Raw genomic sequence first — 15,637 nt, 5'->3', positions numbered from 1 at the left:
GAGATTATCAGAGAAATACTCTGTTTAACTCTGATAATCTCTGATCAACTCTGTGTAATAACTTCTCTTTTTTACCAGAAATACCCGTACAAAAGCACAATAATCGCCAGCACAACGGCGGCTCCGATGGCAAAGCTGGAGGACGTTTTGAACATGCTGCTGTCAATCTCCAGCCCTTTGTCGCTGGGTTTCTGAAGTCCCAGCACCACCATCACCGCAACACAGATCAGGAAGACAAAGCCCATCGTGTCGAGAAACGGAATGGTGTAGATGCCATCCGGGTTCGGGACGGCAAAACCGGTTGGGGCCAGAAATTGCAGATCCACCAGACCGGGCAGCATGTATTTGAAAAACAGCGACAACAGGAACCCGCCAACAATGGCGAACAAGGCCCCGGACGAGTTGGTTTTTTTCCAGAAGAAACCCATGATAAAGGCGGCAAAAACGCCCGGCGACACCAGTCCCGTCATTTCCTGGATAAACTGAAAACCGCCTTTTTTGTCGATTCCCATAAATGGTGAGATGAAAATGGCCATCAGCATCGACACCCAGATGGCAATTCGACCCACCCGCACCAGTTTCTTCTCACTGGCATCCGGTGCAATGTATTTCTTGAAAATATCGAGCGTAAAAATGGTCGAAATCGAGTTGGCTTTACCGGCCAGCGATGCCACGACCGCAGCCGTCAGGGCGGCAAACGAAAGACCTTTCAGACCGGCGGGCAGCAAATTGAGCAAAACCGGATAGGCATGATCTTTATTCACTTCTCCCGTTGCATCGAGCATTTCCTGTTGAAACAAGCCCTGCTGATACAACGTGTAGGCAGCAATCCCCGGCAAAACCACGATGATCGGCATCAGGAGTTTCAGAAATGCCGCGAACAGAATGCCTTCCCGGGCGGTTTTCAAATCGGCACCCAGCGCCCGTTGCGTGATGTACTGGTTACAGCCCCAGTAGTTCAGGTTCACAATCCACATCCCGCCGATCAGTACCGTCAGACCGGGTAGCGACGCGTAATGCGGGTGCCCCTTCGGAAAGATCATGTGAAAATGGTCTTCGGATTTCGCCAGCATGTGGTTGAAGCCGTTGAGGATGCCGGTGGTACCGTTTTCCGACGAGACCAGATTGACCGCCAGATAGGTGGTGGCCAGCCCGCCCAGAATGAGAAAAAACACCTGAATCACGTCCGTATAACCAATCACTTTCATGCCGCCCAGGGTAATGATGACCGCAAAAACGGCCAGCGCGAACATACAGAATGTAAAATTGAGTCCCGAAATGGTGGAAACCGCCAATGCGCCCAAAAACAGAATTGACGTCAGGTTGACCAGGATGTAAAGAAACAGCCAGAAAATGGCCATGATCATCGCAACGGTGTTGTTATACCGTTTGGTCAGGAACTGCGGCATCGTAAAGATCCGGTTCTTGAGGTAGATCGGCATAAAAAAGACGGCGACCACAATCAGCGTAGCGGCAGCCATCCATTCGTAGGTGGCAATGGCCAGCCCCATCGCAAAACCGTCACCGGACGCGCCGATAAACTGCTCCGCCGAAATGTTGGAGGCAATCAGTGACGACCCGATGGCCCACCAGGTGAGTGATCCTTCGGCCAGGAAAAAATCGGTAGAGGAGGTTTCTTTGGTCTTTTTTCGTTGGTAAATCCAGTAGCCGTACGACGCTACAATGATGAAATAAATGAAGAAAACAACGTAATCGAGAGTCTGTAATTTTTGCATGACGGCAACTATAAGCGGGGAAGAAATAAGCTTAGGATTATTATGACTCGAAAGATAATAATTTACAGAACATATTCTTGCCAATCTTCGTCTCCCGCGTAGATTATTGTTGTAAAGCGATATTCGCCAGAATAATCAGATTTTGATGGTCTCCGGCACGATTTTCCGCAACCGGGGATTTGCTTTGAAGCGATGGGCAACGGTTAACCGGTAATTCCCGGTATGGATGGTGTAGTCATAAACGGGTGTTATGACCGACACCGAGCCGTTGACCCAGCCCAGCGTTACACACCACAGATTGCTATTGTAGCCCGCAACGATCCTGAAAAGGAGATCCGGACGCAGCGTGCTGTAGGTTAGTTTGCCGGCCCCAACGATCTCTTTGCTGAAGGTGGCGTTCAAATTGGTCGTCAGCGAACCCGTGACAAACCAGTGTTGCCGGTAGACGTACGTGTAGGCATACCCCCCACCGGGGCCAAATTTCACAAACCGCATCCGGCGCACGTCGGTTTCCGGAAAAACCGGCCGCAGAACGGAAGGAAACAGCGCACTATCGCCCCGTACAATGCCGTAATAGAATTGAAAGCCCGCCAGAAACGTGCCTGCTGATTTTTTCTGCCACTCATTTTGCACCAAAGCCGCCCGAAACGAAAACCGCCGAAAGTTAAATACCCGCCGAATCGATGCGCCCAGCAGGTAAATGCCCAAATCGGGGCGCTGATAGTATTGATCGGGATTGGGCGACGCGTTGCCCCGGGGAGCGAGGTAGTACCCTTCATAAAATTGCCCAAATCCGTCGACGACCCATTTCCGCATGTAAAGGTGCGTTTGGAGGTCAATGTCGCGGGTTTTGCCTTTCCCGTTGTTGTTCAGAAACGAAAGCCCGTAGGCCAGGTTCAGCGTCAGGGCGTTGAAGGTGGCACCGATGCCCAGATCCAGCGACGAATTGGGCTTGAAACGCAGCGCCGGACTCGGAATAACCGGCGTTGACAGAACAAACGAGGTGTATTTTTGGGAAAGGTACAGCCGCCCCGTCAGTTTTCCGGGGAACGTCTTTACATACGTTGAGTCCAGCCCACGGCCCAGGAGGCTTTGGGCCAGTCCTGGCAAAACCGTCCCGCATACCAGACAGACAACCGGAAAAGCGAAAGAAAACGCCCGGTTTATAGCGCAGACAAACCCACGATTACCCTCCAGAGTTCGCTTCATCGGGAAAAGGTAGTGTCAATTTTGTGGCGGCTCAATTCTTCTTGCCATTCCGAACGGAGGGTTTGCTTTTGGGCTTCAAAATCTCTTCGGCCAAACATTTTCATCCGATATTTTCCAAGATCGCGCTGCAACAGCAAGTGGTTTTTCAGGCCCCGGGAGGTTCGGGTCGAATCCGGTTCCTGAATTTGCCGAATGCGTCGTTTATTATTGCCAAAAATTAAATCCGTCAGACTGATTTCCACCAGAAAAGCCGCTTTCTTGTTGAGCGTGTAATCGCCGTTCAAATGCAGATACGACAGGTTGCTGGACAGATTCAGATCCGGCATCAGAATCCGGTTGTCGTGGAGTAAAAACTGAGCGTCTACATCTTCAAAATAGATGTGACTCGTCTTGGCTTTCGGTAAAAATCGCAGGGCTTGCTGAATGGGTTGAACTTCGATGAGTTCCATTTGCCGGATCGAAGCCCTGGTATAAGCCGTTATTTTCCTGATGTCCGGCAAAAAATCGTTGTTTAATTCCGTCCGCAGCGACATGGCGCAATCCACATTACCCCGGATGTTTTCGCTCTTCAACACATCGATTCTCATCTCCTCAGCCGCCCGAAAAAGCTGGTGCAGATCCATTTTCTGGAGCGTTACATTGAGCGTTACCGGAAATCCTTCCGGACGACCCAGTTTCATCAAGCCGTGGGAACCCAGCCGCCCGCCAAAAACATTCATCGTGAGCCGTTCCAGTTGCGCGGTTTCGTCTTTGATGACGGTTTTCAGACCAAAGTCATCACCTTTCAGCGTTTGGTAGTCCAGCTTGCGGGCTTTCACTTCCACATCGAACTGGTAATCATTCAACGCGGATTTTTTTTGCTGCGAAACCGGTCTTTTGTAAGTAGCCTGCATGCTGTTCAATCCGGACAATAAACCCACCAGCCGTTGCAGATCCAGCCGTTCATACGACAGGCTCAAGGCCGCATAGGGTGCCTGAATGCCATCCGGGGTCAACTGAAAATGGCCTAACCCGGCGATTGAGCCGCCTAAAGTAGTCCGGCAACGAAGCTGCGGAACCCGAACCCGTTCTCCTTTTTTGTGAACCACAAACGACATATCGCTCAAATCTTCCCGGGACGGCAGCCGAATGCGGTCAATCCGAATGACGGCGGAATACTCGGTGCCAAACAGCAGCCCGGCCAGCAAACTATCGGTTGAAGTCGGTATTTTGGGAGGAGCCGACCGCCGGGTCGACGGGGGGAGCGGTTTTGAGAAATCCAGTTCCTGCCAATGCGCAGCCAGTTTGGTCCGAACCGGGTAAGTAGCCCGATTGCCGCCCAGGGCATACCGAAGCAGATTGGTCACTTCGCCGTTGATTTTGAAAAACCGCCCATCCAGTTTCCCCACCACTTCCCGAATCCGAAGCATGTTGTTTTCCGGGATAAAATGAATATCCGCATTGAGCGCCGTACACCGACCCGACGGTTTTGGAAAATGAAGGCAACCCTCTTTCACGCGAAGCGTTCCTTTCCAGAACGGTTCATTGGGAGAGGGTTTGAGTACATTCGAATACAGCAGCGGGCTGCGAACGGCCAGATCGATGGCGGCTGTTCCGGAATAGAGCGAGTCGCCGGGCCAGTTCATCAGTTGGGCCAGTTGTTGCAGCGACAGGTTCCCCTGAATGGTGGCATCGGCAACCGGCGACACCAGATTGGCCAGTGTACCGCGCACCACCAGCGTATCATCGCCCGACTGAACCCGAAACTGCTGAAGCGTCAGTTTGGTGGTTTCACGGGCGTTTCGGGCGCCGTTGTTCCAGTTTCCCCGTACCTGCACGGTTTGAAAAACCACCGGCGTTCTGGGCCAGTGGTAATTTTGGGCCTGAAGCTGAAAGCTGATGTCGTTGTGGGGCCGCACCGTTGCGCTGCTCTGTCCGCTCATTCGAAACCGGAAAGCGACTTTTCCCTTCATGTCGGCATCTCCGGCATACCGTTTGAGCGAGTCAGGCAACAAAGCCGCCAGAAACTCGTGAGCCGGTTGCAGGCCATTCAGACCGATGTTCAGCTCCATGCCCTGGTTTTCGGGGAGTTTCCGGTGGCTGCCCGTCAGATGAATGGGCGACCCGTTGACCACAAGCTGGCTTTGGCTGAACATGCCGGTTTTGGTCGTCGGGTTGTATTCATACCGGACATTGGCCGTGAAAGCCTGCGCCCGAAACAGCAGCAGGTTCCGGTTTTTAATGAAGTCGATGGCTCCCTCGACGGTCCCCTGTAGTTGCAGCGTCGGATGGTTGAGGTGGCCACGTAGATCGGCATTTCGGATGGTCATCGAAAACGCATTCTTTTTGTATTCATTTTCAACGATCACCGTGGCGTCTTCGATCCGAATTTCGGGAATAGCAATCGAATGCGTATGGCTGGTGTCCGACCGGGTTTCGGCTTTCCAGACCAGCCCGGTTTTTTGTCCGGTCGAGTCAACCCGCTGGTGATACCGAACGCCTTTCAGCAGGATCTTCTGTACGGTTCGGCTTTCCCGGAAAATATCGGTGAGCCGGATCACCAGATTGGCCTGATCGACGCCCACAATTTCCATCGGTTTGGGCCCCTGGTTATCGTGGATCGACACATCGTTAAGCTGAATGGCCAGATTCGGGAAATGGCTGAGCAACGAAAAATTTACGCCGAAATCGGCCAGACGCTGTTCGGAATGGCTGGCAAATTCATTGCGAACGGACAGAATGACTTTTTCTTTGTAAACGGTTGTCAGCAAAAGCGGAATCAGCAAGCCCACCACCAGCAGAACGCCAGCCAGAGCGGCACCTATTTTTATCCAGTGAGAAAACCTCGCCATGCTTTTACAGACAGATCGTTGAGCAATCGAATCCGGCAAAATGGCCGGTTTTAACTAAACACCCATCGGCGGCACACTGTTCGACCCTACAGAATGATCGTCCGATTCTGGTGAATGAAAACGCGGTCGTTGAAAACCAGTTTCAGCGCCTGCGACAACACGATTTTTTCCACGTCCTTTCCTTCCGTAGACATATCGGCCGCCGTGTGCCGGTGATCGACCTCCTTGATGTTTTGGGCAATAATCGGGCCTTCGTCCAGATCATTATTTACAAAGTGAGCGGTGGCTCCGATAATTTTGACGCCCCGTTCATAGGCCTGCCGATACGGGTTAGCGCCCATGAAGGCCGGCAAAAACGAGTGGTGAATGTTGACAATGCGGTTCGGAAACTTTTTCACAAATGTTGGTGTCAACACCCGCATGTATTTGGCCAGCACGATGTATTCCGGTTCATAAATCGACAAGGTCCGGGTAATGGCCTCTTCGTGTTCTTCCCGGGTTTTGTGCTCGTGCGTAACATAATGAAACGGAATACCGAACTTACTCACCAGCGGCTGGAGGGTATTGTAGTTGCTGACCACCGCCAGAATATCGGCATCAAGTTCATTAAAAGCATACCGAATCAGCAGTTCTGCCAAACAATGGTGCTCTTTTGTAACAAAAACAATAATATTTTTCTTTTTTTTGGGATTAATACGGAGATTGATGCCCGGTGGTAACGTTTGTTGTAAGTTATCAGACAAAGCAGATGAATCATAATTACCTTCGAACTCGGTACGCATGAAAAACTGCCGGTCAGGGCTTACATATTCATCGTTTCGGATGATATTCAGATTGTAATGCGCCAGTACGCCGGTGACGCGGTGAATGAGTCCCGTGCTATCGGGGCCGTCCATTAACAGAATGTGACGTGTTTCGATTGACATGAACGAATTGATAATTTGAAAGTTAGTGTAAAAGTAGTAAAATCACCTCGCGAATCGCCTTTCCCGACTGAATAAGGCAGGCTAGCCACCCTAACAAATTGTATGGCATTGGAATCGATGTTCTCTGCATCTAAGCGAAAATTACTGATTGAAGTGGCCTGGGAAGTTTGTAACCAGGTCGGCGGTATTTATACCGTCATCCGGTCGAAGGTGCCTTCGATGGTCGAGAAATGGGATAATGACTACATCCTGCTGGGCCCGTATTTTCCACAACGGGCCGCCGTTGAATTTGAACCGATTATGCACGACGACGGCACCGAAATTGGCCGCGTTGTACTGAACATGCGCTCGCGGGGGCTGGATGTTCAATATGGTCACTGGCTTATTACGGGCAAACCGCGCGTGGTTCTTTTCGGTATTGCAAGCCTTGGAACGGCCATCGACCAAGTGAAATTCCAGCTTTGGGAGCGCCACCAGATTTCGACGCTGGGCGTGGAAGAGCTGGTCAATCAGGTGGTTGGCTTTGGCGAGCTGGTCCGCATTTTCCTGACCGAACTGGCCGCCGAAAGTGCTAAGCACGTCGATATTGTGGTTCACTTTCACGAGTGGATGGCCAGCAGTGGTTTGCCCGATTTGCGGAAAGACAATGTGAAGGTCGCAACGGTTTTCACCACCCATGCTACCATGCTCGGCCGTTATCTGGCGCAGAATGAATCCGGTTTTTACGGCAAACTGCCGTTTTTCGACTGGCAGCGCGAAGCCAAACACTATAACATCGAGGCTCAGGCAACCATCGAGCGGCTTTCGGCCCAGCTTTCCCACGTTTTCACAACCGTCAGCGATGTTACGGCCCGCGAATGTGAAGTGTTTCTGGGCCGCGTTCCCGACCTGATTCTGCCCAACGGGTTAAATATCGTTCGGTTTACGGCAGTTCACGAATTCCAGAATCTGCACGTCAAGTTCAAGGAGCGGATTCATGAGTTTATCATGGGTCACTTCTTCCAGAGTTATTCATTCGATCTGGAAAAGACCCTGTATTTTTTCACCTCAGGCCGGTTTGAGTTCAGCAACAAAGGCTATGACATAACGCTCGAAGCACTCGCCCGGCTGAACTGGAAAATGCGCGAGGCCAATATGGACATGACCGTCGTTATGTTCATGATTACCAAGCAGCCCTTCAAGTCTATCAACCCCGACGTGTTGCACAGCCGCGCGCTGTTGGACGAGATTCAGGAAACTTGTAAAGCCATTGAAAATCAACTCGGTGATAAGTTATTTTTGAATGCGGCTTCCGGCGAAGACATCAATTTGCCCGACTTGAATCAGTTTGTGGATGAATACTGGCGGCTCCGGCTCCGGCGAACCATTCAGAGCTTCAAGACCAAGCAACTGCCGCCGTTTGTGACCCACGATCTGGTTGAAGAAGACGACATGGTGCGGTTCATCCGGCAGGTTCAACTGATCAACAATGCCCACGACCGGGTGAAAGTCGTTTACCATCCCGATTTCATTTCCTCGACCAATCCGTTGTTCGGGCTCGATTACGGCCAGTTTGTGCGGGGTTGTCACCTCGGCGTTTTCCCGAGCTACTACGAACCGTGGGGCTACACGCCCCTGGAATGCGTTGTTCGGGGCATTCCGACTGTCACCAGCGACCTGTCCGGTTTTGGCGATTTCATCATGCAAATCATGCGGGATTACGAAAACCGGGGCATTTACGTCGTGAACCGGAAAACGCAAACCTTCAACGAAGCCGCCGATCAACTCGCCAACATCATGTTCCGCTTCGTCCGTCTTTCACAACGCGACCGGATTACCCAGCGCAACCGCGTTGAAAACATCGCCGAAGTCTTCGACTGGACCAACCTGCGTTCCTATTACGACACCGCTCATGATCTGGCGCTAAAACGCCGAAAACCGTGATTGAGAAGTTAGAGAAAGACAAGAGAGTAAAGACTGATCTATACTTAAAAGACAAGAGAGTAAAGAAACCCGGAATGGAATTCTTTACTCTCTTGTCTTTTCTCTTTATTCTATCTTAGTATTGACTCAGTTCTTTGTTGAACTCACTCAGTATCTGTTCCTTCATCGCAATTTTCCGTTTTTGCGTATTCATTTTGCTCATCATCATTTTGTCCGCATCTTCGTTGCCGGGACGTCCCATGGTATCCATGCTGCTCATCGACATGGCCAGATCGCTTTTTTCGCGACGAACCAGATACTCCAGTTCCCGAACTTTCGTACGTATCTGCTCGGAGCGGCTTTTTAATTCGAAGGCCGGGTACTTGCGGCTAATGACGCGTTCCAGATAATTCAATTCGAAAATCTTGTCACACGACGACCGGAAACGCTCCGAAACCGCTTTATCGACCAGTTTGAACGGAATCTTGATTTCCTTCCACTGGTTCAGCAATTCTTTGGCCCGGTCGGCAGCCGCCGGAATGTTCGACTGTTTCGCCAGTTTTTCGGCTTCGTCGGCCATTTTCATTTGCTGCTCCACGCGTGGGTCGATGCGAACTTTCGGCTGGATTCCGCGCGCCAGGTTGTAGCGGTCGAAGATGGTTTTGGTGGCCCGGCGGTATTTTTTGAGAATTTTTCCGGATTTTTTGATCGGCACTTCGCCCACCTCTTTCCAGTCGTTGTTCAGATTCCGAACGAGGTGATAGGCTTCTGTCAGCACTTTCATGTACCGTTCTTCGGCGACATTAGCCCGTTCGAGCGCTTCGCCTTCCAGGCCGTCGCGCTTGAAGGGGCGACTGCGGTCGGCTTCGTAAATGCTCCGAACGGCCCGTTCGGCCTGCCAGATCAGGTTATCATAGCGATCCATGCGCTCCTGAATCACCTTGTTTTGCTCATTGAAGAATTCGCGCCGACGCTGAAAAAAGCCATCGAGGGTATCGCTAAAACGCGTCTCGATGGTTTCGTCCAGTTCTTTATCAACCGGCCCGGTTTTTATCCATTTTAGCTTGATCTCCTGTAACTTCTCGGCCGTTTCACGCCATTCAGTGCTGTCGGCAACCTGTTCGGCTTCTGCCAGCAAAGCGTGCTTGATTTCGAGATTTTTGAGCTGGTTCGTCCGAATCAGTTCGACCAGAACCTGTTCCTGTTCGTCGAGCCGGTTCAGCAGCGGAATGAAATTTCCAATCGCGTCGAAACTCAGTAATTTTTTCCGCAGTTGAACGAGTTTCGTCAGGTACGACCCTTTGTTCTGGGCCTCCTCAACTTCCTGCTCTAACTGGTTTACTTTGTTTTCGGCAATTGTAAACCTATTTTTGAAATAATCGAGCGCTTCCTGTTCTGTGCGTTTCACTTCACCGATTTGTCGGTCCGGATAGCTGAGGTAGCTCGATAAGAATACCTTTCCGTCTTTGACGTAACCGTATTCGTCTACCAATTGAGCTTGTTCCATTATTTTACTCTTTAAGACTAAGCTATGGGTTTAATTGTTGATATTTGCCACCTAAAAAAGTAATCAAACCAATGAGTCAGGAAACGATCATTTTTTCCATGGCGGGTGTCAGTAAAATTATTCCGCCAAACCGACAAATCCTAAAGAATATCTACCTTTCCTTTTTTTACGGTGCAAAAATTGGTGTTTTAGGCTTGAACGGTTCCGGTAAATCGACGCTATTGCGCATCATTGCCGGTATTGACAAGAACTTTCAGGGCGACGTTGTGTTTTCGCCGGGTTATTCGGTGGGCATGCTGGAGCAGGAACCGAAGCTCGATCCAACCAAAACCGTGAAGGAAATCGTCGAAGAAGGCGTGCAGGAAACGGTGGATCTGCTGAAAGAATTCGATCAGATTAATGAAGCGTTCGGCGATCCCGACGCTGATTTTGATAAACTAATTGCCAGACAGGGCGAGGTACAGGAGAAACTCGACCACCTGAATGCCTGGGAACTGGATAACCGGCTCGAAAAAGCCATGGACGCCCTTCGTTGCCCGCCTTCGGATGCGAAAGTGGCGAATTTATCGGGCGGGGAAAAACGCCGGGTGGCCCTCTGCCGCCTGTTGCTCCAACAACCCGATGTCTTGCTGCTGGATGAGCCGACCAACCACCTCGACGCCGAATCCGTGCTATGGCTCGAAGAACACTTACGCCAGTATGCCGGAACCGTCATCGCCGTAACGCACGACCGGTATTTTCTGGATAACGTCGCGGGCTGGATTCTGGAGCTGGACCGGGGCGAAGGCATTCCCTGGAAAGGAAATTACTCATCCTGGCTCGATCAGAAGCAAACCCGCTTAGCCAAAGAAGAAAAGCAGGAATCAAAGCGGCAAAAGACGTTGCAGCGCGAACTGGAATGGGTCCGGATGGCACCCAAAGCCCGTCAGGCCAAGTCGAAAGCGCGATTGGGTGCCTACGAAAAGCTGCTGAGTGAAGACAACCGCCAGAAAGAAGACAAATTGGAAATCTTTATTCCGGCGGGACCACGACTGGGGTCCAAGGTCATTGAAGCGCACGACGTTGCCAAGGCATTCGGCGACCGGCTCCTGTTCGAACACCTTGATTTTCAGTTGCCACAAGGCGGTATTGTCGGTATTATTGGCCCGAACGGTGCCGGTAAAACGACCCTGTTTAAACTCATCACCGGAAAAGAACAACCTCAAAACGGCACGTTCGAAGTAGGTGAAACCGTGAAGTGGGCGTATGTCGACCAGGAACACGACGGGCTGGAAGGCGACAAGACGGTTTTTCAGACCATCGCCGGCGGCAATGAATGGGTGATTCTGGGCGGCAAGCAAGTGAATGCCCGCGCCTACGTCAGCCGGTTCAACTTTACGGGTTCCGATCAGGAAAAGAAAATTGCCAACCTGTCGGGCGGGGAGCGCAACCGCGTTCACCTGGCCATGATGCTGAAAGAAGGCGCCAATCTGCTGCTGCTCGATGAGCCGACCAACGACCTGGACATCAACACACTGCGGGCGCTGGAAGAAGGGCTGGAAAACTTCGCCGGTTGCGCCGTCGTTATTTCCCACGACCGCTGGTTCCTCGACCGTGTGGCCACGCACATCCTCGCGTTTGAGGGCGATTCGCAGGTCTACTGGTTTGAAGGCAATTTCTCCGAATACGAAGAAAACCGCAAAAAGCGGCTGGGCGGTGATGCCACACCGAAGCGGATTAAGTATAAAAAACTGGTTTGAAAATTTTGATAGGAACACGGATATAATGGATTAGCACAGAGTAAAACCGGTTACATCCCTTCAATCCGTGTTCCTATCAAAGCTTTATCACCTAATCACTTTTTTAGATCATTATGGCCCTCTACGGCTATTTCAACGGCACGATTCTCCCCGTCGAGCAAATCGCTTTCGGCATCACCGACCTCGGACTGCTGCGCGGCTTCGGGCTGTTCGATTATTTCCGAACCTACAACGGTCGGCCGTTTCAGTGGGACTGGTATTGGGAACGGTTTGCGAACTCGGCCACCAAAATGCACTTGCCGGTTCCGATTCAAAAAGAGGAAGCCTACCGGGTTGTGATGGAGTTGGTCGATAAAAGTAGTCTGCCGGATGTTGCTATACGCTTCGTAATGACGGGCGGTTACAGCCCCGACAGCATCAGCGTGGTCAATCCCAACTTGGTGATGATCACGGAGGAAATCCATCCGACTCCACTCAGCCAGTTTGAAGAGGGCATCAAGGTGATTCTGGACGACTACGTCCGCGAGATGGCCGAGGTCAAAAGTACGGATTACAAGCGCGTCATTCTGCTCGCCCAGGCCATCCGGTCGGCGCGGGCGTCGGATGTGTTGTACCACAAAAACGGCGAAATTAGCGAACTGAGCCGCAGCAACTTCTTCATTTTCAAAGGCGATCGACTCATTACGCCCAACCGGCATATTCTGCACGGAATCACCCGCCGAACCGTCATGAACCTGGCGCAGAACGATTTTCAGGTGGAAGAGCGCCCGGTTTTACTCTCCGATCTCTACGACGCTGACGAAGCCTTTACAACCAGTTCGACCAAGAGAGTATTGCCCATCGTTCAGATTGGCGAGTTGACAATTGCCGACGGAAAACCGGGCAAACGGACGTTGTTTTTGCTGGAGGAATTTAACGAACTGATCGGGAATTGGTGACAGTACGACGACACCGGTCAGGTGCCGTCGTACTGTCGTCCTGATTACCGCTCGTTGTGCAGTTTGAACGGTTCCACATCCGTCAGCCACGACAGCCATTTACCCTGCGCTTTCATCACCTGTTCGATCACATCGCGAACCGCTCCACGGCCACCCGCCACGGGCGAGATGTAGTCACAGACCGCTTTGATTTCATCGGCGGCATCGGCCGGGCAGGTGCTCAGCAGCGTAGGACGTGAAAGCACCTGAAAATCCGGAATGTCGTCGCCCATATACAACACTTCGGCTTCGTTGATCTGGTCGCGATTTAAATACCCCAGATAGGCATAAATTTTCTGCTCCGTGGGACCGCCCATGAAGATGTCCTTGATTTTCAGGAATTCCAGCCGCTTGCGAACACCCAACTGGCTTCCGGCAGAAAGGACAGCCAACCGGTAGCCCGAATGAACCGCCCGCTCGATGGCGTACCCATCGCGGACATTGAACGTCCGGAATTGTTCGCCCGACTCCAGGGCGTTCACACTGCCATCCGTCATGACACCGTCGACGTCGAAAATAAAGGTAGTTATTTGTTTAAATCGTTCTTGTAAAGCATCCATACCGGTTTGAATTAATGAATTTTGACAGGAACACGGATCAGGCGGATCGAACGTATTTTAATCCGCGCAAATCTGTTCCATCCGTTGAATCCGTATTCCCATCAAAACGGACGAAAGTACGCGTTCAATCGGTTTAATTTCCATTTACTCCGATTTTCTTATAGTTTCGGGAATGCCAATGAATGCAGATAATTGAATGGATTTCAGTAAACTGGCTGCTCAGTACCAGGAAAGCCTTTTCCGAACGATCATTCCATTTTGGACGAAACACAGCCGCGACACCCTCTGCGGTGGGTATTTTAATGCGCTTACCGATCAGGGAGAAGCCTTCGATACCGACAAAGTCATTAAACTTCAGGCGCAGCAAATCTGGGCCTTTGCCTTTTTATACAACGAAGTCGATGCCATTCCGCTGTGGCTCGATCTGGCGCGCCATGGGGCCGATTTTTTGCTGAATTACGGACAGCACGAAAACCGCTGGCTGGGCGTGGTCGATCGGCGGGGGAGAGCCGTATCACCAGCCGCGACCATCGAATCGGATTGCTCGGCCGCGATGGCTTTTGCCCAACTGTATACGGCTACGAATGAACCGAAATTTGCGAGCCTCGCCCGGCAAACCATGCTCTCTGTGGTCAATTACCGTCTGAAGCAACGTGAACAATGGGAAAGTCAACTGGGCGGTTTTCGGGAATTTAAACACCTCGGCGAACCGATGTTACTCCTGAAAGCCTTGCTGGAAACCCGTGCTTTACTGGACCCGGATTTGTATAAACAGGCGTACGAAACCGTTTTGAGCGAAATTCAGAACGAGTTTTTTGACAAACGCATCACGATTTTGCGGGAACATGTGTTGCCGGGCGGTTCCTTTTGTGACAGTGTAACCGGTCGACGGCTCCACGGCGGCTACGGGTTTGAAACTGCGAATTACCTGCTGGATGCCGCCGATCTGACCGGCAACCGGCGATTGGCGCAGCAAGCCATGCAGATGGCGCTTCATCTGGCGGATATTTGCTGGGATGAACCGGCTGGCGGTTTTTTCCAGTATGCCGACTTGAAAGAACGATCCAGCGTATACAGTGAATGGGACCGGAAGCTATGGTGGATTCACTCCGAAGCGCTGGCGGTTTTTTCGAGAGGTTACGTCCGCACGCGGCAAAACGATTGCCTGAAGTGGTTTCGGAAGATACACGATTACACCTGGTTACATTTCCCGGACAAAGCAAACAAGGAATGGTTCGGCGTCCTTGACCGGAAAGGGGAGCCGGTGTCGACGGTGAAAGCCACCCCCGAAAAAGGGTGTTATCACCTCGTCAAAGGCTTGTACGAAACCTGGCGGGCGCTAGAACAAAGTGCCGCGCTTACGGACAAACCCCGCATGGAAACCCGGCTGGGTCGCCCGTTGCGCTAAGTTGGTTTCAACGCCGGGCTTGAATCCCATCCGACAGCACCCGGTAGAGTTGCAACAGCTCCGGCCTGTCCGACAAATAAGCCCGATGCAGGCTCAGCGTATTCACATCACCGCGCCGGGCGGGGCCGGTTTGCACCTCGGCCGGATGACGGGCATCGAGTGCTTTTTGAACGGTTTCCTCAATCAGCGGTTTCAATAAATCAAACTCCAGGTTTTCGGAATCGGTCAGGTCTTTGGCAATGCCGAAGAGGTAATTGGTGAAATTGCAGGCAAATACTGCGGCTATGTGCAGCACCTTTCGCTCGTGTGAATTGACCAGATACACAATCTGGCTCAGTTCCTGCCCCAGCGCAATGAGTTGTTTTTCGGTGCTCTTGTCACTGGCTTCGATGCAGAGCGGAATGGTTTCAAAAGGGAGGGGGTTAATGCCTTTGCTAAACGTTTGAAGCGGGTAGAAAACGCCCGTCCGAACCGGTACGTCGCTGTAAATGTCCATCAGTTGACGCAGACTTTCCAGGGATTTGCTGCCGGATGTATGAACCACCAGCGCATTTTCGGGCAACACCAACTGGGGGGTCACTTCTTCCAAAGCATCGTCCGGTATGGCCAGAACAAATAGTTCGGACTCACTTTCGGCAAAGTTCAGATCAGGATTTAACCGGGCGTCATACAGCATCGAAATGAGTCGCCGGGCATTTTTTTCATCGCGGCTATACACCTCACCAATAACATTACCGGCATTTTCGAATGCCATTGCCAAATGCCAGGCCAAATTTCCGGCACCAATAAAGGAGAGTTTCATCCAATCCGTTTCGTTTTAAGTATACCAATCCGAAAAAATA

General features: G+C 51.5%; 11 protein-coding genes. 4 read left to right on the top strand and 7 right to left on the bottom strand.

The window, feature by feature from the left end:
* Positions 1 to 71: 71 nt before the first annotated feature.
* From FH871_RS18405 to purU, 4 genes are all read right to left on the bottom strand, one after another.
* Positions 72 to 1,736: a sodium/sugar symporter gene (locus FH871_RS18405; RefSeq protein ID WP_138992882.1), complete on the bottom strand. Its 1,665-nt coding sequence runs from the start codon at positions 1,734 to 1,736 to the stop codon at positions 72 to 74.
* Positions 1,737 to 1,871: 135 nt separating this feature from the next.
* Positions 1,872 to 2,945 (bottom strand): DUF4421 domain-containing protein, encoded by a 1,074-nt coding sequence (locus tag FH871_RS18400; RefSeq protein WP_138992881.1) that lies wholly within the window; start codon positions 2,943 to 2,945, stop codon positions 1,872 to 1,874.
* Positions 2,942 to 5,776 carry an AsmA-like C-terminal region-containing protein gene (locus tag FH871_RS18395; RefSeq protein ID WP_138992880.1) on the bottom strand — a complete coding sequence of 945 codons (2,835 nt, stop codon included), beginning with the start codon at positions 5,774 to 5,776 and terminating at the stop codon, positions 2,942 to 2,944. Before FH871_RS18395 ends, FH871_RS18400 begins: the two co-directional genes overlap by 4 nt.
* 86 nt (positions 5,777 to 5,862) lie before the next feature.
* Positions 5,863 to 6,702 carry a formyltetrahydrofolate deformylase gene (gene purU / locus FH871_RS18390; protein ID WP_138992879.1) on the bottom strand — a complete coding sequence of 280 codons (840 nt, stop codon included), beginning with the start codon at positions 6,700 to 6,702 and terminating at the stop codon, positions 5,863 to 5,865.
* Positions 6,703 to 6,819: 117 nt separating this feature from the next.
* Here purU and FH871_RS18385 point away from each other — a divergent pair, with 117 nt between their 5' ends.
* Entirely contained in the window at positions 6,820 to 8,625 is a 1,806-nt protein-coding gene (locus FH871_RS18385) for a glycosyltransferase (protein WP_229317377.1), read from the top strand.
* Positions 8,626 to 8,740: 115 nt separating this feature from the next.
* Here FH871_RS18385 and FH871_RS18380 read toward each other — a convergent pair whose 3' ends face one another.
* Complete coding sequence (locus FH871_RS18380) at positions 8,741 to 10,111, bottom strand: DUF349 domain-containing protein (protein ID WP_138992878.1); 1,371 nt, start codon at positions 10,109 to 10,111, stop codon at positions 8,741 to 8,743.
* A gap of 71 nt (positions 10,112 to 10,182) precedes the next feature.
* Between FH871_RS18380 and ettA the strand changes: the two genes are divergently transcribed.
* The gene (gene ettA / locus FH871_RS18375; RefSeq protein WP_138992877.1) at positions 10,183 to 11,850 is read left to right on the top strand and encodes an energy-dependent translational throttle protein EttA; all 1,668 of its coding nucleotides are present in this window, start codon (positions 10,183 to 10,185) and stop codon (positions 11,848 to 11,850) included.
* A 113-nt stretch (positions 11,851 to 11,963) separates the two neighbouring features.
* Positions 11,964 to 12,788 (top strand): aminotransferase class IV, encoded by an 825-nt coding sequence (locus FH871_RS18370; protein WP_138992876.1) that lies wholly within the window; start codon positions 11,964 to 11,966, stop codon positions 12,786 to 12,788.
* Positions 12,789 to 12,832: 44 nt separating this feature from the next.
* Here FH871_RS18370 and FH871_RS18365 read toward each other — a convergent pair whose 3' ends face one another.
* Entirely contained in the window at positions 12,833 to 13,387 is a 555-nt protein-coding gene (locus tag FH871_RS18365) for an HAD family hydrolase (RefSeq protein WP_138992875.1), read from the bottom strand.
* Between the two features lie 196 nt (positions 13,388 to 13,583).
* Here FH871_RS18365 and FH871_RS18360 point away from each other — a divergent pair, with 196 nt between their 5' ends.
* Complete coding sequence (locus FH871_RS18360; protein WP_138992874.1) at positions 13,584 to 14,795, top strand: AGE family epimerase/isomerase; 1,212 nt, start codon at positions 13,584 to 13,586, stop codon at positions 14,793 to 14,795.
* A 7-nt stretch (positions 14,796 to 14,802) separates the two neighbouring features.
* On the opposite strand, the gene FH871_RS18355 is transcribed toward FH871_RS18360, so the two are convergent.
* Positions 14,803 to 15,597: a Rossmann-like and DUF2520 domain-containing protein gene (locus tag FH871_RS18355; protein ID WP_138992873.1), complete on the bottom strand. Its 795-nt coding sequence runs from the start codon at positions 15,595 to 15,597 to the stop codon at positions 14,803 to 14,805.
* Between the last annotated feature and the right edge of the window lie 40 nt (positions 15,598 to 15,637).

Source organism: Larkinella sp. C7 (genome assembly GCF_006149005.1).
Taxonomy (GTDB): Bacteria; Bacteroidota; Bacteroidia; order Cytophagales; family Spirosomataceae; genus Larkinella.
This window is presented reverse-complemented; position numbering and strand designations above follow the sequence as displayed.

Excerpts from the sequence above, each read along its gene's own strand:
- FH871_RS18405 (WP_138992882.1), bottom strand. The coding sequence starts at position 1,736 with ATGCAAAAATTACAGACTCTCGATTACGTTGTTTTCTTCATTTATTTC.
- FH871_RS18380 (WP_138992878.1), bottom strand. The coding sequence starts at position 10,111 with ATGGAACAAGCTCAATTGGTAGACGAATACGGTTACGTCAAAGACGGA.
- FH871_RS18385 (WP_229317377.1), top strand. The coding sequence starts at position 6,820 with ATGTTCTCTGCATCTAAGCGAAAATTACTGATTGAAGTGGCCTGGGAA.
- FH871_RS18365 (WP_138992875.1), bottom strand. The coding sequence starts at position 13,387 with ATGGATGCTTTACAAGAACGATTTAAACAAATAACTACCTTTATTTTC.
- FH871_RS18395 (WP_138992880.1), bottom strand. The coding sequence starts at position 5,776 with ATGGCGAGGTTTTCTCACTGGATAAAAATAGGTGCCGCTCTGGCTGGC.
- FH871_RS18370 (WP_138992876.1), top strand. The coding sequence starts at position 11,964 with ATGGCCCTCTACGGCTATTTCAACGGCACGATTCTCCCCGTCGAGCAA.
- FH871_RS18360 (WP_138992874.1), top strand. The coding sequence starts at position 13,584 with ATGGATTTCAGTAAACTGGCTGCTCAGTACCAGGAAAGCCTTTTCCGA.
- ettA (WP_138992877.1), top strand. The coding sequence starts at position 10,183 with ATGAGTCAGGAAACGATCATTTTTTCCATGGCGGGTGTCAGTAAAATT.
- FH871_RS18355 (WP_138992873.1), bottom strand. The coding sequence starts at position 15,597 with ATGAAACTCTCCTTTATTGGTGCCGGAAATTTGGCCTGGCATTTGGCA.
- purU (WP_138992879.1), bottom strand. The coding sequence starts at position 6,702 with ATGTCAATCGAAACACGTCACATTCTGTTAATGGACGGCCCCGATAGC.
- FH871_RS18400 (WP_138992881.1), bottom strand. The coding sequence starts at position 2,945 with ATGAAGCGAACTCTGGAGGGTAATCGTGGGTTTGTCTGCGCTATAAAC.